The 18042-nt window shown below is 74.1% G+C and carries 14 protein-coding genes; 6 read left to right on the forward strand and 8 right to left on the reverse strand.

The window, feature by feature from the left end; all coding sequences use genetic code 11:
- Nucleotides 1-132: 132 nt before the first annotated feature.
- Together hmgA and K2224_RS24385 are read left to right on the forward strand one after the other, a co-directional pair.
- Complete coding sequence (gene hmgA / locus K2224_RS24380; RefSeq protein WP_221908643.1) at nt 133-1458, forward strand: homogentisate 1,2-dioxygenase; 1326 nt, start codon at nt 133-135, stop codon at nt 1456-1458.
- A gap of 33 nt (nt 1459-1491) precedes the next feature.
- Nucleotides 1492-2241: a GntR family transcriptional regulator gene (locus tag K2224_RS24385; protein ID WP_221908644.1), complete on the forward strand. Its 750-nt coding sequence runs from the start codon at nt 1492-1494 to the stop codon at nt 2239-2241.
- A gap of 17 nt (nt 2242-2258) precedes the next feature.
- On the opposite strand, the gene K2224_RS24390 is transcribed toward K2224_RS24385, so the two are convergent.
- Nucleotides 2259-3680, reverse strand: coding sequence for an MFS transporter (locus K2224_RS24390; RefSeq protein WP_221908645.1), 1422 nt, complete (start codon nt 3678-3680; stop codon nt 2259-2261).
- A 195-nt stretch (nt 3681-3875) separates the two neighbouring features.
- Between K2224_RS24390 and K2224_RS24395 the strand changes: the two genes are divergently transcribed.
- The gene (locus tag K2224_RS24395; RefSeq protein WP_221908646.1) at nt 3876-5147 is read left to right on the forward strand and encodes a type ISP restriction/modification enzyme; all 1272 of its coding nucleotides are present in this window, start codon (nt 3876-3878) and stop codon (nt 5145-5147) included.
- A gap of 176 nt (nt 5148-5323) precedes the next feature.
- On the opposite strand, the gene K2224_RS24400 is transcribed toward K2224_RS24395, so the two are convergent.
- Nucleotides 5324-5587 carry a hypothetical protein gene (locus tag K2224_RS24400; protein ID WP_221908647.1) on the reverse strand — a complete coding sequence of 88 codons (264 nt, stop codon included), beginning with the start codon at nt 5585-5587 and terminating at the stop codon, nt 5324-5326.
- 239 nt (nt 5588-5826) lie between these two features.
- Entirely contained in the window at nt 5827-6633 is an 807-nt protein-coding gene (locus K2224_RS24405) for an SGNH/GDSL hydrolase family protein (protein ID WP_221908648.1), read from the reverse strand.
- A gap of 314 nt (nt 6634-6947) precedes the next feature.
- On the opposite strand from K2224_RS24405, the gene K2224_RS24410 reads away from it, so the two are divergent.
- Nucleotides 6948-8186 carry a S8 family peptidase gene (locus K2224_RS24410; protein ID WP_221908649.1) on the forward strand — a complete coding sequence of 413 codons (1239 nt, stop codon included), beginning with the start codon at nt 6948-6950 and terminating at the stop codon, nt 8184-8186.
- A gap of 69 nt (nt 8187-8255) precedes the next feature.
- On the opposite strand, the gene K2224_RS24415 is transcribed toward K2224_RS24410, so the two are convergent.
- Nucleotides 8256-8963, reverse strand: coding sequence for a YoaK family protein (locus tag K2224_RS24415; protein ID WP_221908650.1), 708 nt, complete (start codon nt 8961-8963; stop codon nt 8256-8258).
- A gap of 501 nt (nt 8964-9464) precedes the next feature.
- Between K2224_RS24415 and K2224_RS24420 the strand changes: the two genes are divergently transcribed.
- Nucleotides 9465-10577 (forward strand): DUF5925 domain-containing protein, encoded by a 1113-nt coding sequence (locus K2224_RS24420; protein WP_221908651.1) that lies wholly within the window; start codon nt 9465-9467, stop codon nt 10575-10577.
- A gap of 111 nt (nt 10578-10688) precedes the next feature.
- On the opposite strand, the gene ddaH is transcribed toward K2224_RS24420, so the two are convergent.
- The 4 genes from ddaH to K2224_RS24440 form a co-directional block, all read right to left on the reverse strand.
- Nucleotides 10689-11465, reverse strand: coding sequence for a dimethylargininase (gene ddaH, locus K2224_RS24425; RefSeq protein ID WP_221908652.1), 777 nt, complete (start codon nt 11463-11465; stop codon nt 10689-10691).
- 71 nt (nt 11466-11536) lie between these two features.
- Entirely contained in the window at nt 11537-11923 is a 387-nt protein-coding gene (locus K2224_RS24430) for a GntR family transcriptional regulator (protein ID WP_221908653.1), read from the reverse strand.
- Between the two features lie 160 nt (nt 11924-12083).
- A complete protein-coding gene (gene asnB, locus K2224_RS24435; protein ID WP_221908654.1) occupies nt 12084-13934 on the reverse strand; it encodes an asparagine synthase (glutamine-hydrolyzing) in 1851 nt (616 codons plus the stop codon).
- Between the two features lie 433 nt (nt 13935-14367).
- Nucleotides 14368-15057, reverse strand: a complete 690-nt coding sequence (locus tag K2224_RS24440; RefSeq protein WP_221908655.1) for a bifunctional 2-polyprenyl-6-hydroxyphenol methylase/3-demethylubiquinol 3-O-methyltransferase UbiG — start codon at nt 15055-15057, stop codon at nt 14368-14370.
- A gap of 181 nt (nt 15058-15238) precedes the next feature.
- On the opposite strand from K2224_RS24440, the gene K2224_RS24445 reads away from it, so the two are divergent.
- Complete coding sequence (locus K2224_RS24445; protein WP_221908656.1) at nt 15239-17770, forward strand: SpoIIE family protein phosphatase; 2532 nt, start codon at nt 15239-15241, stop codon at nt 17768-17770.
- Nucleotides 17771-18042: the final 272 nt, after the last annotated feature.

Below are 18042 nucleotides of genomic sequence, written 5' to 3' on the forward strand. Positions count from 1 at the left end.
CAGGGCGGCACCCCTCGTTGACGTGCCCTCCACTCAATCCTAAGGTCTTGCATAGGATTCTGGGCCGGTCCCGGATCCCGTGGTGCCTTCGATTCCGTGGACGTCTGGTTCCGTGAGCGGCGGGAGCGTGTGATGACAGGTACGGCCAACGAGCAGGCGAGGAAGGCGGCCGAGGGCCTCGCCCACTCCTCCGGCTTCGGCAACGAACACAGTTCGGAGGCGGTCCCCGGCGCGCTGCCGGTGGGCCGCAACTCCCCCCAGCGGGCCCCCCTCGGGCTCTACGCCGAGCAGCTCAGCGGTTCGGCGTTCACCGAGCCGCGCCGCCACAACCGCCGGTCCTGGCTGTACCGCATCCGGCCGTCGGCCGCGCACCCGCCGTTCGCCCGCGCCAACCGCGGCGAGATCCGCTCCGCGCCGTTCACCGAGTGCCTGCCCGACCCCAACCGCCTGCGCTGGGACCCACTGCCGGAGCCCACCGACCCGACGGACTTCGTCGACGGCCTGTGGACGCTGGGCGGCAACGGCGACGTCACCCAGCGCACCGGCATGGCGGTGCACCTCTACCACGCCAACACCTCCATGGAACGGCGGGTGTTCGGCGACTCCGACGGCGAGCTGCTGATCGTGCCGGAGCGCGGCGGGCTGCTGCTGCGCACCGAGTTCGGGCTGCTGCGGGCCGAGCCGGGCCATGTGGCGCTGATCCCGCGCGGGGTCCGCTTCCGGGTCGAGCTGCTGGACGCCACCGCGCGCGGCTATGTCTGCGAGAACTACGGCCGTCCCTTCGAGCTCCCCGACCTCGGCCCGATCGGCGCCAACGGCCTGGCCAACGCCCGGGACTTCCTGGCCCCGACCGCCGCCTACGAGGACGTCGAGGAGCCGGTCGAGGTGGTCAACAAGTTCTGCGGCCACCTCTGGACCGCGACCTACGACCACTCGCCGCTGGACGTGGTCGCCTGGCACGGCAACCACGTCCCCTACGTCTACGACCTGCGCCGCTTCAACGTCATCGGCACGATCAGCTACGACCACCCGGACCCGTCGATCTTCACGGTGCTGACCTCGCCCTCGGACACCCCGGGGCTGGCCGGCGTCGACTTCGTGGTGTTCGCGCCGCGCTGGCTGGTCGGCGAGGACACCTTCCGGCCGCCGTACTTCCACCGCAACGTGATGAGCGAGTACATGGGCCTGATCGAGGGCGCCTACGACGCCAAGGCGCAGGGCTTCGTCCCGGGCGGCGGCTCGCTGCACAACATGATGTCGGCGCACGGCCCGGACCGGGAGACCTTCGAGCGGGCCAGCGCCGCGGAGCTGGCCCCGCAGAAGATCGACGACGGGCTGGCCTTCATGTTCGAGACCCGCTGGCCGCTGACCCTCACCGAGCAGGCCCGGGACGCCGACCACCTCCAGCGCGGCTACGACGGCGTGTGGCAGGGTCTCCAGCGCCACTTCCGCCCGTAGGGCGTGTCCAGCTCTACAGACCGGGGAACGCCCTTGACCACCTTCGCTCCCGACTCGCTCGCCCTGAACCGCAAGTTGCCGCTGTGGTACCAGGTCTCGCAGTCCCTGCGCGCCTCCATACTCGGCCGCTCCCCGGAGGCGCCGCTGCGGCTGCCGACCGAGGACGCGCTCGCGGCGCACTACGGCGTCAGCGTGCTGACGATGCGTCAGGCGCTCAAGGAGCTGGAGGAGGAGGGGCTGATCAGCCGGCACCGGCGCCGGGGCACCTTCATCGAGCCGCATGCGCGGCGCGGTGCGCCGGTGCGGCTGCTCGGCTCCGTGGACGCGATCGTGGCCCAGCAGTCCGGGATGCGCACCGCCCTGCTGGAGCACGGGCCGGTTCCGGTCCCCGCCGAACTGTCCGAGTACTTCCCGGACATGGCGGAGGTGGCCGGCTTTCGGCGGCTGCGCAGCGACGAGGCGACGGCGGAGCCGACCAACCACGCGCGCAACTACGTCCGCCCCGACGTCGCCGCCCGGATCGACCTCGCGGACCTGGAGCGGTGGCCGATGACGAAGGTGCTGCGGGACGCGGTGGGCATCCGGATCGGCCGGATCACCGACACCGTCGAGGCCCGGCTGGCCGACCCGGAGACCGCCCGGCTGCTGCGGGTGCCGCTGCTCAGCCCGATCCTGCACTACACCGGCATCACCTACGACGAGTCCGGCCGGGTGCTGGACGTCGCCCTGATCCACTACCGCGGCGACCGGTTCTCGTTCACGGTGACGCTGGACGCGCACTGAGCGGCGGACGCGCCCCCTCAGATCCGCTCCAGGCTCCGTCCCGTGCTGCGCGGCCCCAGCAGCGCCACGTCCAGGCAGAGCAGCACCAGCAGCACCGCGGAGCCGACGAAGACCGCGGGCGCGCCGAGGGCGGACAGCACGCTCAGCGCGACGAACGGCAGCACGGCCGAGGTGAGCCGGGACAGCGAGTACGCGATGCCGATCGCGCTGCTGCGCAGGCCGGTCGGGAAGATCTCGGTCTGGTAGACGTGGAAGGCGTTGGAGAAGACGTTGCTGCACACCGTCAGCAGGAAGCCGAAGGCGACGATCGCCCAGGTGGCGGCGGCGAAGCCGAAGGCCAGACCACAGCCGGCCATGCCGAGCGCGGAGGCGACGATCAGCGTCCGGCGCTCGATCCGGTCGATCAGCGGGACCGACACCGCCGAGCCGATCGGATAGCCGCAGAAGCTCAGCGCCGCGTACAGCAGGGAGTCGGTGACGGTGTGCCCCTTGGCGGTGAGCACCACCGGCGCCAGCGAACCGAAACCGTAGTAGCCGACGGTCTGGAGCACCTGGAAGATCCACCACATGAACGTCCGGCGCCGGTGGTCGCCGCGGAACATCTCCCCCAGCGGCACCTTCCGTTCCGGGATCTCCTCGACGTCCGGGACGGACGGCAGGCTGGTGCCGACCTCCGCCGCCACCCGCCGCTCGATGCCGGACACGATCCCGTCGGCCTCCCCCTCGCGCCCCCGCACGCACAACCACCTCGGTGACTCCGGAAGTTGACGTCGCATCAGTTGGATGAAGACGGCCCCCAGCGCGCCGGCGACCAGCAGCCAGCGCCAGCCGTCCACGCCCAACAGCGGGTGTCCGGCCACCAGACGGGCGCCGAGCAGTGCCGCCACCGGGACGCCGACGAATCCGAAGGTGTAGGCCCAGGCGAGGTAGCGGCCGCGGACCGCCCTCGGAAGGAACTCGGCCAAATAGGTATCGACCAGGACGAGTTCGGCGCCGAGTCCGAGGCCGGACAGGAAGCGGAGGGCGAGCAGCCATCCGAGGTCCGGCGCGCAGGCCGCGGCCAGCGAGAAGAGCGCATAGCCGCCCAGGTTGACGAGGAACATCCGGCGCCGGCCGAGCCGGTCGGCGAGCACCGACAGCACATTGGCACCGGCGAACATCCCCAGGAACCCGGCGGCGATCACCCAGGACTTGGCGGTGTGGTCCAGGCCCCACCGGTCGGCCAGGACCGCGGCGAGCACCCCGCCGAGGAAGATCTCGTAGAGGTCGAAGAAGGCACCGATGCCGACGACGAGGGTGATCCGGCGGTGCCATCGGGACGGCGGCAGCCGGTCCAGCCGGGCGGCGACCCGGGCCCCGGCGGCGGCCCCTCGACGCGGTGCGGGCATGGCGTCGGGGGTCCCCGCGCGCCGTTCGGGCATGGGGGAAGTCTCCGGCATGGCGCTCCTCCCTCGGCAGGCGTTCCGGCCAGGACGGTACCCGGCCAAGATCGGCAAGCGGAAGACCGCGTCCTCCCCACGGGCGGCCCGCGGCGGGGGCGGCCGCGGTCGGCGGCGGGACGGGCACGGTGAACGGGCGCCGGGCCCGCCGCTACGATGCCGGGGGTCAACGACACGGTCCGGGAGGGGCTCCGCGTGACGGCGAAGCAGGGCGCGCCAGGGCTGGACGCACCACGGCTGTCCGATCTGATGCCGTGGTCCACGGCGCCGCTGCGGCTCGGCCGCTCCTGGGTGATGGGCCCGGATCCGGCCACCCTGCGCGCCCGTTGGAAGATGCTCGCGGACACCGCGGAGCCGGCCGACCGGGAGCGGCTGTTCCGCCCGTCCCGGGCCCGCACCCTGCACTCCGCGGTCGGCCAGCTCCCCGGGCGGGACACCCCGACCGCCCGGCTGGCGCGGGCGGTCGGTCCGTGCCCGGAGCCGGTGCGGGTGCTGCACGGGCCGTTCGACCGGCAGTGGCTGCTGCCCGACCACCGGCTGATCGACGCGGCCCGCCCGGAGCTGTGGCGGGTGGCCGACGAACACCAGCTGTTCCTGGTGGAGTTGGGGCAGGTGCCGGGGACCTCCGGCCCCGCGGTGGTCTGCTCCGCGCTGCTCCCGGACGGCTGCTCGCCCGCCGGGCGCCCCGGCCGGATCCGTCCGCTCCACCGCCGGCCCGGCGGCACCGAACCCAACCTCGCGCCGGGCCTCGTGGCGCTCCTCGCCCGCCGGTTGGGCCGCACGGTCCCACCGGACGGCCTGCTCGCCTGGATCGCCGCCACCGCCGTGCACTCCCCCGACGGCACCGCCGTGCCGCTCACCGCCGACCCGGCCCTGTGGGACCGCGGGGTGGCGCTCGGCACCCGGCTGCTGTGGCTGTCCACTTGGGGCGCGTACCAGGGCGGCGGCCCGGACGGGCCCGGTGGGCGGCCGCGGCTGCCCGGCGGCCGGCGGCCCTACGTCCGGGCCGCGCTGCCCGCCCGCGGACTGCCCGACGCCCTCGGCTACGACCCCGACGACGAGGCGCTGTCGCTCGGCGCCGGCCGGATCGCACCGGTCCCGTCGGGTGCCTGGGATTTCCACGCCGGGGGCGTACGGGTGCTGGCGGAGTGGTTCGCACAGCGCGCGGGCGCCGGGGCCGCCGGCGGCGAGCCCGCCGAGCCCGGTTCCCTGGCGGCGCTGCGGCCCGCGGCCTGGCCGCAGGAGTGGACGTCGGAGCTGCTGGAGCTGGTGACGGTGCTGGCGCTGCGGGCCGAACTGGAGCCGGAGCTGGCGCAGTTGGCGGGGGCGGTGGCGGACGGTCCACTGATCGGGGCGGCGGAGCTGCGGGCCGCGGGGGTGCTGCCGGTGCCGCCCGCGGCGACCCGTCCGGCGTCCGTGCTGGACCACCGGGAGGAGGGCCCGGACGGCCAGTTCGCGCTCTTGTGAACCTGCTATCGGGAGCAGCCCGCTCCGGCGCCGCCGGCGCGCGCCGCGCGGCAGGTGTCCGGGTACACAAGGAACCACCCGCCACGAGGTGACGGGTGGTGAGAAGGAGGCACCTGGCGCTGTGCCGAGCCGGGGCGGTGGGTCCCCTGAGCCGGTGGTGCCGCTTCAGAAGTGGCTCAGCCGTGGCCGCCGAAGAGCGAGCGGCGGAGCCTGCGCAGCGGGGCGAACAGCGACACCCGGTGTCCGCGGCTCTTCCTCATGCGCGTGTGGTCACGCGCGGTGATCTCCTGCATCAGCGAGGTGGCCCCCTCCACCTCGCGCTGCGGGATGGCGGGACCGCCGAGCACCGCGAGATGACGGTCGAGCCGCGCGCTGGACGCGCTGCTCCCGCATGTGATGGCAGGGACCCGCGCCCTGCTGCGCACTGTTATCTGTTCCATGACTCTCCCCACCCGTACGAGGGCACCCGGCCAACGGGCAGGGTAACCCTATCTCTCTTGGAGGACACGCGTGCAGACCGGTCAACGGATTCACCTGCCTTGCCTTGACGTTGACGAACACCATACGGAATGTCACGTACTGCGCGTGCGCCAGGGCGAGTTGGGCGACCGCGGAAGGGTCCGGCGACGGCCGGGCGCGGAGGGGGAGGCACCCACCCCCGCGCCCTGTGCACGGAAGATCACGCAGCGGAGCCGAACGGCGGGAGATAGCCGCCGGCTTGGCCCGCGGCGGTGGGGTGGTAGGACTCGTCGACGGGATAGGTCACGCTGTGCAACCACGGGCTGCCGGAGCACAGCTCGTGGCCGGCGAAGGCGGGGTTGACATCGGCGAAGGCGTAGCCGTGGTCCGCGGCGCGCTTGGCGATGACGCCGTCGATGTCGTCGGCGGCGGCGTTGACGGCGGCCCGGGACTTCTCGGTGAGGCCGACGGCGCAGTCGCCGTCGAGCTCGTAGAAGCGGGGGTATCCCAGGACGACGACGTGTGCGTTGGGCGCCTTGTTCTTGATGGCCGTGTACACGGTGTCGAGCTTGCCCGGGAGGGTGTTGTCGATATAGGTGCGGGCCTGGGCGATGCGGGCGAGGCAGGCGCTCTCGCCCTGGAGGTTGCAGGTGGTCATGGTGTCGGCGAAGCCGGCGTCGTTGCCGCCGATGGTGATGCTCACCAGGTTCGTGGCGGAGTTCAGCGGGCCGAGCTGGCCGCTGACGACATCACCCGTTCGGGCTCCCGAGCAGGCGGTGAAGGCGAACGACGACGGGTGGTGCGCGGCCGCCCAGAGCGCCGGATACGCCCTGGTGCTGCGCTTGCAGGAGCCGCTGCCGCTGTCGTAGTCGCCGGCGCCGACCCCGGAGGAGTAGGAGTCGCCGAGGGCCACATAGCCTCCGGCGGCGGGGAGTTGGGATGCCGCGGCGGCGCCGGCGCCGGTGAGCGCGAGCGACGAGGCGACGAAGAAGGCGGATGTCAATGCCGCATATCGGGACACTCTCATGGAACCTCCCATAGCAGGATCGCTGCTCGATCCGTCGTATCAGGAGACCCGTGCCGTTGATAGTGTCCATGCCAAAAGTGCTACAGAGTTCATCACAAATCTGCCGCCATGTCAGATTCCGCACTGCACCGGCATTGCCTTTCTATGACGCGTATATGACATCGCGTTGGGACTCTTGATACCGGCCCACGACTCATCGAACCTTTTGACGACCGGTCAAGGACGTTCCTGGATCGGCTGATTGCGTACCGAACCCGTACGCCCACCTTGCGCGCGCACCACGGCGCGCCACCGATGAGGAGGAATCCCTCGCGATGGCAGTGATGCGTTCCACCACCACCCGGGCCGCCCACCGGCGTGCCACCACCCTGCGGATCGCCACGGCGGTCACCGCGGCCGCGGCCGCCGCCACGCTCGGCGCCCTGGCGCTGCCCGCCCAGGCGGCACCCGCCCAGGGCACCGTCGTCGGCGCCGGTGCCGCGGACGCCGTGCACGGCAGCTACCTCGTCACGCTCAAGCCGAGCGCCGGCCTCAAGGCCGCCTCGGCGGACGGCCGCGGTGTGATATCCGCCTACGGAGGCACCGTCAGGCGCACCTACACGGCCGCGCTCAACGGCTATGCCGCCACGCTGTCCGAGGCCCAGGCGAGACGCCTGGCGGCCGACCCCGCCGTCGACCGCGTCTACCAGGACCGCACCGTGCACGCCCTGGACACCCAGAACAACCCGCCGTCCTGGGGCCTGGACCGGATCGACCAGGCGAAGCCGCCGCTGGACAAGAAGTACAGCTACCCCGCCGACGCGGGCTCCGGCGCCACGGTGTACGTCATCGACACCGGCGTGCGGATCTCCCACAAGGACTTCGGCGGCCGGGCGGCGAACGGCTACGACGCGGTCGACAACGACAACGTCGCCCAGGACGGCAACGGCCACGGCACCCATGTCGCGGCGACCATCGCCGGCACGTCGTACGGCGTCGCCAAGAAGGCGAAGATCGTCGCCGTGCGGGTGCTGGACGACTCCGGTTCCGGCACCACCGCCCAGGTCGTCGCGGGCATCGACTGGGTCACCAAGCACCACAAGGGCCCGTCGGCGGCGAACGTCTCGCTCGGCGGCGGCCCGGACGCGGCGCTGGACACCGCGGTGCAGAACTCCATCAAGAGCGGCGTGACCTACGCCGTCGCGGCCGGCAACTCGGGGGACAACGCGCAGAACCACTCCCCCGCGCGGGTCCCCGAGGCCCTCACCGTCGGCGCGACGACCTCGACCGACGCCCGCGCCTCGTACTCCAACTACGGTTCCCGGGTGGACCTCTTCGCGCCCGGCAGCAGCATCACCAGCGCCTGGAACACCAGCGACACCGCCACCAACACCATCTCCGGGACCTCGATGGCCACCCCGCACGTCGCGGGCGCCGCCGCGGTCTACCTCGCCGGGCACCCGACCGCCACCCCGGCCCAGGTCGCCGCGGCCCTGGTGAACGGCGCCACCTCCGGGGTCGTGACCAACCCCGGCAGCGGCTCGCCCAACAAGCTGCTGAAGCTCGTCCCGTAGCGGACGTCCCGGCGGGGCCCCGAAGGCGGGCCCTGCCGGGGCCTGCCGGGTGCGGACGCCGGCGGCCGGTCAGCCGTCGGCGTTCCGCCCGTGGGCGAGGCCGGGCACGAGGAGGGCGGTGGCCGCCACGGTCACCGCCGCCAGCAGCAGGACCAGCGGCGTACGGGTGCCCAGTCCGATCAGCCAGGCGCCCAGCAGCCCGCCCGCGAGCATCCCGCCGACCGAGCCGAGCCGACGGGGCAGCGCGCCGGTGCCGTAGCCCAGCCGCCGGTCGCCGCCCAGCGCCGAACCGCTCACCAGGGCCGTCAGCGCACGGGTCGCCACCGTCGTGGGCAGGTCCGGGGCGGCCACCCGCAGCGCGGTGACATTGCGCACCCCCATCGCCACCGCCATCAGCGCGATCACCAGATAGCGCTGCGCCGGGGCGACTTCGCGGGCCGGTCCGGACTCCCAGCCGGCCGCCGCTGCGCCGGCCAGCAGGGCCGCCTCGACGAGCAGGCCCACCGGGAACCACGGGCGCCGGCGGACGCCCAGCGCGGACTCCAGCCGGGCCCCGGCCACCACCCCGGCCAGGAACGCGCCGAGCGAGACCACCGGCGCGGCCACCGGCAGCCCGCCCTGTCCCGCAAGGCCGAAGCCGAGGAAGAGCAGATTGCCGGTCTGGTTCGCGGTGAAGACATGCCCGAGGGTCAGGAAGCTGGCGGCGTCCAGCACACCGGTCACCACGGTCAGGCAGACCATCACCACCGTCAGGGCGGCTCCGCTCGGCGGCTCCACGGGATCGGCTCCTTCCACCGGGCACCCCGATTCGGCGTCCCGACAGTTCGGCGTCCTGTCAGTCTCCGGACGGCCCTCGCGGTACCGGGCCATTGCGCCGTCTGTGGGCGCCTTGCCATGACGGGGCGTCGGCACGGGACGGTGCGGGACCGGCCGTCCGCCGCCGGGCCCGCCCGGGACGCGGCCCGGTGTCCACCGCCCGCGCCGCACATCACCAGCAGCAGCGCCAGCGCCGCCACCCCGACCACGACCGCCACCCCGAAGGCCGTCCCCCGGCGCCCCCGCAGCCGCCCGCCGTCCGCTCGCCCCGGCCCGTCCGGCCGCCCCTGACGTTCCCCACCTCGACGTCGCACGGCGGACCACCCTAGGACCGGCCCGGCGGGCGCGCACAGGGCGCGTTCCGGCGCGCGTACCGCCCCCGGGGGACCGGTCGGCGCAAGCGGCCGGCGCGGCCCGGATATTCCTTGTACGCGGGGGGCCGCTCTGGCGGATCATGCCGGTATGAGTGCCGATCAGGTCCCGCCCGCCCGCGCCGAGGAGTCCGTGCCGCTCCGGCTGACCATGGACGACAGCGACTCGCCGTCGGATGTCGTCGACGCGCTCTTCCTGGGCCGGTTCGCCAGCGGCGAGCAGCCCTGCGCCCGGGGCCGCACCCTGGACCGGGTGAAGACCGGGCGGACGCTGCTGCCGCCCGGGGTGCGGATCCTGCGCTCGGCCCGGGACGACGACCGCGGCGCCACCCTCGCCGAGGGCGACGGCTTCACGCTGCTGGTGTCCCGCTGGAACCGCGGCGCCGACGTGACGGTCACCGCGGTCACCGACGAGCTGGCGGAGAAGGTCCTCGGGCAGGCCACGGACGGCGCCGAGGACGCACCCGAACCCCAGCCGGAGAACGTCCCGATGGGCTTCTGGTACTTCTCCCCGCGCCGCGGCCCGCACCGCACCTCCCGGCAGATCGCCGCCGGGTCGTGGGAGGAGATCCGGGCCAACTACACCGCGCCGGTGGCCGCGGCGATGGACCGACTGATGGCGGTGTCCCCCGAGGAGATCGCCGGCCGGCTGCTGTTGCTGCACGGCCCGCCCGGCACCGGCAAGACCTCCGCGCTGCGCACCCTGGCCCGGTCCTGGCGGGAGTGGTGCCAGGTGGACTGCGTACTGGACCCGGAGCGGCTCTTCTCCGACGTCGGCTATCTGATGGACATCGCCATCGGGGAGGACGACGCCGCCGGCCGGAGCCGCTGGCGGCTGCTCCTGCTGGAGGACTGCGACGAGCTGATCCGCGGCGAGGCCCGGCACACCGCCGGCCAGGCGCTCTCCCGCCTGCTCAACCTCACCGACGGCCTGCTGGGCCAGGGGCGCAACGTCCTGGTCGGCGTCACCACCAACGAGGATCTGGAGCGGATGCACCCCGCAGTGGTCCGGCCCGGCCGCTGCCTGGCCCGTATCGAGGTCGGCCCGCTGTCCCGCCCGGAGGCCCTCGCCTGGCTCGGCACCGAGGAGGGCATCGGCCGCGACGGCGCCACCCTGGCCGAGCTGTACGCCCTCCGCCGCGGCAGCGGGCCCGCCGGGCTGCCGTCCCAGCCCCGGGGCACGGCGTCGGGGCTGTACCTGTGACGCCCGCCGTCGATGCGCGGTCGACGCGTGACGGCGTCGGGGCAGCGCTCCTGAGGCACCATCACCTCCCGACGGATCCCGACGCCCGGCCGCGTACGGGTGCCCGTACGCCTACTCGTGCAGTTCGCGCAGGCGCACCGACAGGCAGGTGACGCAGCCCTCCCGCTTCTCGAACTCGCTGATGTCGACGGGCACCGGGCGGTAGCCGAGGCGGGTGAACAGCTGGGCGGTCCGGGGCGCGGAGGCCGCCATCAGCAGCGCGTCGCCGCCCAACAGCACGACATGCGCCCCGGATTCCTCCAGGACGGGACGGAAGTGCGGGAAGACCGACGGGTCCTCGACCAGCGGCGGATAGCCGACGACGGTGCCGTCGGGGAGGGCGGTGACCGCCGACTTCAGGTGCAGCACCCGGCTGACCGGCACGGCGATCACCTTGGCGCCCAACGGCTCGAAGGCGGCGCGCAGTTGCCGGACCCCTTCGAGGTTGGTGCGGCAGCCGCGGCCCACGTAGACGGTGTCGCCGACCTTGAGGACGTCGCCGCCGTCGAGGGTACCGGGGGCGCGCACCGCGTTGAGGGAGCAGCCGAGCGCCTCGGCGGCCTCGCGGGCGGCCGGCAGCTCGGGGCGGCGGGCGTCGGCGCCGGAGCGGGCGAGCAGCGCGACGTTGCGGAAGACGACCATGGTGTCCTCGACGAAGACCGCGTCGGGGCAGTCGTCGGCGGGCGCGACCTCGGTGGTCCGCCAGCCGTGGTCGCGCAGCAGCTGGACGTACGCCTCCCACTGGCGCAGGGCCCGTGCGGCGTCCACCGGCCGCCGCTCGATACGGGTGACCAGGCCGTCGGTCAGGCGGGGTCCGGGGCGTCGGACGAGGGCGTGCCGGCTGGGCATGGGCTCCTCCGGAGCTGGGGCGGGGCCGGGCCGCCCGGTCGGGGGCCCGGCCGCTGGTCGGGGACGGTCCCTCAGGCGTCGTCGTACGTGGCGCGCAGTGCGTCGGTGACGGCGGCGAGCGCGGCGGCGCGGTCCAGGCCGAGGCGGTGGGCGCGGTGGGCGTAGGTCGCGGCGGCCGCGGCGGCCTCCTTCCGGGCGGCGTCTCCGGCCGCGGCGACGAAGCTGCCGTTGCGGCCGCGGGTCTCGATCACCCCGTCGGTCTCCAGGGCGCGGTACGCCTTGGCGACGGTGTTGGCGGCCAGGCCCAGTTCCTCGGCGAGGCCGCGGACGGTGGGGAGCTTGTGGCCGACCGGCAGGGTGCCGGTCCGGGCCTGGTCGGCGATCTGGGTGCGGACCTGCTCGAACGGGGCCTCGGCCGCCTCCGGGTCGATGGTGATCGTCAGCGTCTGCGGGGACACGGTGGCGCTCCTGGTGCTGGTGGTGGCGCGGGCGGCGGAGGTGCGGGGTGCGCGGGTCCGCCGGCGCGGGTGCGCGGTTTTGTCGCATCCATTGTGCGCCAGGAGCGGCCACCGTGCCCGGGGGCCGGGCGAGGGGACCTGGGGCCTGTGTCGGCAGTCCCTACAGCTCCACGGTGGTGCCGGTGGTGCGCAGCCAGGCGTCCATGCCCAGGACCAGTTCGGCGCCGGGGCGGATGTCGTGCCCGGCACCGGGGGCGGTGGCCTCGGCGAGCGCCCCGGAGTCCACCAGCGGGCGGACGGGGGCGTCGCGGTCGGCGGCCAGCTCCCGCAGCTCGCCGCGGAGCGCCTCGCCGTAGCCGGGGTCCTGGGTGCTGGGGTAGGGGCTCTTGACGCGGTCGGCGACCAGGTCGGGCAGCACGTCGCGGGCGGCGGCGCGCAGCAGCGACTTCTCCCGGCCGTCGAACGTCTTCATCGCCCAGGGGGTGTTGAAGACGTAGTCGACCAGACGGTGGTCGCAGAACGGGACCCGGACCTCCAGACCGACGGCCATGCTGGCGCGGTCCTTGCGGTCCAGCAGGATCTGCACGAAGCGGGTCAGGTGCAGATAGCTGACCTCGCGCATCCGGCGCTGGTGGCCGGTGTCGCCGTCCAGGTAGGGGACTTCGGCGAGCGCCTCGCGGTAACGGCGGTGCTCGTAGCCGGGCAGGTCGATCCGTTTGAGCAGGGCGCGGTCGAGCAGTGCCTCGCGGACCGCGTCGCCGCCGGCGAACCGGCCGGCGACGCCCGCGGCGATCCAGGGGAAGGTGTCGGCATGGACCGCCTCGGGGTCGTGGAACCAGCGGTAGCCGCCGAAGATCTCGTCCGCGGACTCGCCGGACAGGGCGACCGTGGACTGTTCGCGGACCGCCTTGAACAGCAGGTAGAGCGAGGTGTCGCCGTCGCCGAAGCCGTTGGGCAGGTCGCGGGCGGCGAGCACCGCGGCGCGGTGGGCCGGGTCCATCAGGGCCGCGGTGTCCAGCACGATGTCGTGGTGGTCTGCGCCGACGTGCTCGGCCAGCGCGTGCGCGTACGGGCCGTCGGGCGTGCCGCGCAGGTCGTCGGGCTTGAAGTTCTCGGTGTAGCCGGTGAAGTCGACGGCGAACGAGCGGACCGGGCCGCTGCCCTGGGCGCCCAGGGCCCTGGCGGCGAGCGCGGTGATGGCCGAGGAGTCCAGGCCGCCGGAGAGCAGGGTGCACAGCGGGACGTCGGCGATCAGCTGGCGGGCGACGATGTCGTCGAGCAGTTCGCGGATCCGGGCGACGGTGGTGTCGAGGTCGTCGGTGTGCTCCCGGGCCTCCAGCGCCCAGTAGCGGCTGACGTGGACACCGTTGCGGTCGACCCGGACGACGTGGCCGGGGCGGACCTCGTGCAGGCCCTTGTAGACGCCGTGGCCGGGCGTCTTGGTAAAGGTGATCAGCTCGGCCAGGCCCTCGGCGTCGACGACCGGGTGGACGTCCGGGTGGGCGTGCACCGCCTTGGGCTCGGAGCCGAAGAGGACACCGTCGCGGGTCGGGCGGTAGAAGAGCGGCTTGATGCCCATCCGGTCGCGGACCAGCAGGAGTTGCTCGGTGCGCGGGTCCCAGAGCGCGAAGGCGTACATGCCGTTGAGGCGCTCGACGAACGCCTCGCCCCACTGGAGGTAGGAGTGCAGCACGACCTCGGTGTCACTGCTGGTTCGGAAGGCGTGGCCCAGCTTCTCCAGTTCGGCGCGGAGTTCGCGGTAGTTGTACACCTCGCCGCTGTAGGTCGTGACGACCAGGGTGCGGCCGTCCTGCTCGACGCTCATCGGCTGTGTGCCGCCGTCGATGTCGATGACGGCGAGCCGGCGATGGCCGAACGCCGCGTGCGGGGCGAGCCATATGCCGCCGGCGTCCGGGCCGCGGCAGGTCATCGTCGCGGTCATCGCGTCGAGGACGGGGCGCTGGGTGGTGAGGTCGTTGTCGTAGGAGATCCATCCGGTGATTCCGCACATGCCTGCGGCTCCTCCTTCGGGGTACGGCGGGCCGCCCGCCTTCCCGACGGTGGCCTGCGCGATCACCGTACGCCCGGATAGTTGCAGGCACCACCTATACATCGGGGCGACCGTCCGGAATGAGCCACGCCCTCACCGTTCACCGGAGAACCACCGTCAACTCCCGTACCACGCACGGCGGAAGTGGCCCCGGAACGTCACCGGCGCCCGGCAAACGGGCGGCGGAGCGCACCGCACCGGCGTACCGTCCGCCGCGCTGCCGCCGCTGCCCACCACCCAGCCCCCGGCGTCCGGCTGCGCACCGGCGCGGGCTTCGGCGCCGATCCGCACCCCCGAACGACGCCGCCAACGCCCGATGCGCGCCGTCAACCACGGCCTCGGCTACCGGGGGTGCGGCGAGGAGGTGCGGGAGTCGGGGCGGACCTGACGTCGGTCACGCTCCGCGTCCGGAGGCGACATGGACGACCAGCGCATACCGCTCGTCGGCAACCTCCCGGCCCCACAGCGCCGGGTCGCCGGAGAGGGGTATCAGCTCCGTGCGGGAGGCCAACGGGGCGGTCAGCGCGGTGAGTTCGGCGGCGGTCAGGCCCATCCGGGCGGACTCGCCCCAGCAGCCCTCCACCAGCACCAGCCGGCCGCCGGGGGCGAGCAGGGCCGCCCAGCGGCGCAGGGTGGCCGCCGGGTCGGGCAGCGCCCACAGCAGATGGCGCACCAGGACGGCGTCGAACCGCCGCTCCCCCACGGGTGGTTGGGCGGCGTCGCCGACGACGAGCACGGCGGCCCGGCCGGCGAGCTTCCGCCGGGCGACGGCCAGCATGGCCGGTGAGCGGTCGACGCCGGTGACCCGGTGCCCCTCCTCGGCGGCGAGCAGGGCCAGGCTGCCGGTGCCGCAGCCGAGGTCGAGGACGGCGGAGGGGGCGGGCGGCAGCCAGCCGCGCAGCCGGTCGGCCCAGGCGGTGCGGACGGACGGGTCGCGCAGGCCGTGGTCGGGCTCGTCGTCGTAGGTCTCCGCGACCGCCTGCCAGTAGGCGGCGGTCGCGTCGGGCAGGGGTCCGGGCGCCGGTGCGGCGGACACGGCGGATTCGCCGGCTGCGGCGGATGCGGCGGATGCTTCGGGGCTCATGTCGCAAGAGTGCCAGCCGGCACTGACAACCGCCGGTGAGCTGTGCGGACGGCCCGGCGGCGGGGCCGCGGGCAAGCGCCCCGGGAGGTTCCGGGAGTACCGTTGGAGGGGCTGGTGGTGCGCGGCGGCGGCCGGCGGCAGGACCGCCGCAGGGCCCGAGCCGGCATTGGAACGGTCGTCTATGAGTGCCTCCCCGAGCAGCAACGGCCTCCCCGGAGACGGAGCCCTCGACCTCACCCGGACCGCCGTGGTGCTGGCCGATCGGACGGGAGTGGTGCGGGGCTGGACGGCCGGCGCCGAGCGGCTGCTCGGCCATCCGGTGTCCGCCGCCGTCGGCCGCCCGCTGGCGGAGCTGTTCGCGGCGGCGGACGCCCGGTCGGCGGTCGGGGAGCGGGTCTGGCGGGAGCGGTTCGCGGCGCAGGACGGCTGGAGCGGGCTGACGGCGGTGCGCGACCGCGCCGGCCGGCGGCTCGACCTGGAGGTCCGGGTGCTGCCGGTGCTGGCCGGCCGGGAGCCGTCCGCGCGCCTGGTGCTGGCCGCCGAGACGGCCCGTACGCCCTGGACGGGGGCGGGCCGGTCACTGCTGAACGGCATCCTCGGGATGTCCCCGATCGGGGTGGCGATGCTCGACCGCGAGCTGCGGTACGTCTGGCTGAACGACACCCTGGAGCGGATGGGCGGCACCTCCCGCGCCGAGCGGCTGGGCAAACGGCTGGGCGAGGTGCTGCCGGGGCTGGCGGTGGAGTCCGTGGAGGCGGAGATGGGGCGGGTGCTGCGCACCGGAGTGCCCTCCCTCGGCTTCGAGTACCTCGGACACCCGGAGTCCGATCCGCAGCACGAGCACGCCTACTCGACGTCCTTCTTCCGGCTGCAGGACGAGACCGGCCAGGTGCTCGGCATCTGCTACATGGTCATCGACGTCACCGAGAGCTACCGCGCCCGGCAGCGGATGGCGCTGCTCAACCGCGCCGGTGAGCGGATCGGCGGTTCCCTGGACGTCTGGCAGACCGCCCAGGAACTGGCGGACGTGGCCGTTCCGGATCTCGCCGACTTCGTCACCGTCGACCTGCTCGACGCGATGCTCACCGGTGACGAGCCCGCGTCCGGACCGGTCGGGACCGCCGACCTGTTCACCATGCGCCGGGCCGGGCAGCGGTCGGTGCGGGAGGGCTGCCCGGAGGCGGTGGTGGAGATCGGGGAACGGACCGCCTACCCGCCGTCGGCGCCGGTGGTGCTGAGCCTGACCGAGGGCGAGTCGGTGCTGATCCCGGACCTGGATCTGGAGCTGGCCGACTGGGCGGCCGACGACCCGGTGCGGACCGGGCAGTTGCGGGAGCTCGGCTTCCACTCGCTGATGGTGGTGCCGCTGCGGGCCCGGGGCAACTTCCTGGGCGCGGCGGCGTTCGCCCGCTGGCGCCCCACCGGCCCGTTCCAGCCCGACGACCTGGTCCTGGCCGAGGAGTTCGTCACCCGCGCGGCGATGTCCGTCGACAACGCCCGCCGGTACACCCGGGAGCACTCCGCGGCACTCACCCTGCAGCGCAGTCTGCTGCCGCGCGACCTGCCCGAGCAGAGCGCGGTGGAGGCGGCCTACCGCTATCTGCCCGCCGACTCGCGGTCCGGGGTGGGCGGCGACTGGTTCGACGTGATCCCGCTGTCCGGGGCGCGGGTGGCGCTGGTGGTCGGCGACGTGGTCGGCCACGGGGTGCACGCCGCGGCCACGATGGGCCGACTGCGGGCCGCCGTGCAGGCGCTGGCCGATCTGGACCTGTCCCCGGAGGAACTGCTGGCCCACCTGGACGACATGGTCAACCGGGTCGCGCACGACGCGCACAGCGACGACGGGGTGGTGGGGGCGACCTGCCTGTACGCGGTCTACGACCCGGTGGCCTGCTGCTGCTCGATGGCCCGGGCCGGGCACCCCGCGCCGCTGCTGGTCGGGCCGGCGGGCGGCTGCCAGATGGTGGAACTGCCGACCGGACCGCCCCTGGGGCTGGGCGGGATGCCCTTCGAGTCCGTCGAACTGCCGCTGCCCGAGGGCAGCTTGCTGGCGCTCTACACCAACGGGCTGCTGCTGGGGAAGGCCCTCGACCCGGACGGCGGGATCAACCGGCTGCGGACCGCGCTGGCCGATCCGCAGGCCCCACTGGAGGAGCTGTGCGAGCGGGTCGTCGGCACCCTGCCCGGCCCCCGCCCGGTGGACGACGTGGCACTGCTGCTGGCCCGCACCCGGGCCCTGCCGCAGGAGCAGTTGGCGACCTGGGACATCCCCGCGGACCCGTCGGCGGTCGGCGAGGCCCGCCGCACGGTCGTCGGCCAGCTCGCCCGATGGGGGCTGTCGGGGCTGGAGTTCTCCACCGAACTGATCGTCAGCGAGCTGGTCACCAACGCCATCCGGCACGCCTCCGGGCCGATCGGGCTGCGGATGATCCGGGCCGACACGCTGATCTGCGAGGTCTCCGACGGCAGCAGCACCGCACCGCATCTGCGGCACGCCCGGACGACCGACGAGGGCGGCCGGGGGCTCTTCCTGATCGCCGGGTACGCCCGGCGGTGGGGCGCCCGCCACACCCCGCAGGGCAAGTTCATCTGGGCCGAACTCCCGCTGGAAGCCGACCCCGACGCCCCGGCGGCGCCGGCGTTCGACGCGCTCGCCGAGGACCTCGACGGTCTCGGCGACCCGACGACACCGCTCCCCGACACCGGCCGGTGAGCGCGACCGCCCCCGCAGGACTCTCCCAACTCCCCTTCCCGGCAACGTTCCTGTGGCCCCGCTTAGCGGCTCCTTAAGAGGACCATAAGGATCCGCCCGAACCGCCTTCCGGGCTCAGATCCGCTGCTCAGGGCGGCTAGCGTCAGCTCCGCAAGGCGGGTTCGCGGGCCCGCCGGTGCCGTTCACCGGGGGCGGCACCGGCGGGACCGACCCCCCACCCCGCCTGCCACCCCGGACGCGCGCGGCGCACCTCCCGCCCCTCGGTGCGCCGC

Source organism: Streptomyces sp. BHT-5-2 (assembly GCF_019774615.1).
Classification (GTDB): domain Bacteria; phylum Actinomycetota; class Actinomycetes; order Streptomycetales; family Streptomycetaceae; genus Streptomyces.

Bases quoted from the DNA above. Each gene is read 5' to 3' on its own strand.
- hmgA (WP_221908643.1), top strand. From the start codon at position 133: ATGACAGGTACGGCCAACGAGCAGGCGAGGAAGGCGGCCGAGGGCCTC.
- K2224_RS24390 (WP_221908645.1), bottom strand. From the start codon at position 3,680: ATGCCGGAGACTTCCCCCATGCCCGAACGGCGCGCGGGGACCCCCGAC.
- K2224_RS24400 (WP_221908647.1), bottom strand. From the start codon at position 5,587: ATGGAACAGATAACAGTGCGCAGCAGGGCGCGGGTCCCTGCCATCACA.
- K2224_RS24405 (WP_221908648.1), bottom strand. From the start codon at position 6,633: ATGAGAGTGTCCCGATATGCGGCATTGACATCCGCCTTCTTCGTCGCC.
- K2224_RS24410 (WP_221908649.1), top strand. From the start codon at position 6,948: ATGGCAGTGATGCGTTCCACCACCACCCGGGCCGCCCACCGGCGTGCC.
- K2224_RS24420 (WP_221908651.1), top strand. From the start codon at position 9,465: ATGAGTGCCGATCAGGTCCCGCCCGCCCGCGCCGAGGAGTCCGTGCCG.
- ddaH (WP_221908652.1), bottom strand. From the start codon at position 11,465: ATGCCCAGCCGGCACGCCCTCGTCCGACGCCCCGGACCCCGCCTGACC.
- asnB (WP_221908654.1), bottom strand. From the start codon at position 13,934: ATGTGCGGAATCACCGGATGGATCTCCTACGACAACGACCTCACCACC.
- K2224_RS24440 (WP_221908655.1), bottom strand. From the start codon at position 15,057: ATGAGCCCCGAAGCATCCGCCGCATCCGCCGCAGCCGGCGAATCCGCC.
- K2224_RS24445 (WP_221908656.1), top strand. From the start codon at position 15,239: ATGAGTGCCTCCCCGAGCAGCAACGGCCTCCCCGGAGACGGAGCCCTC.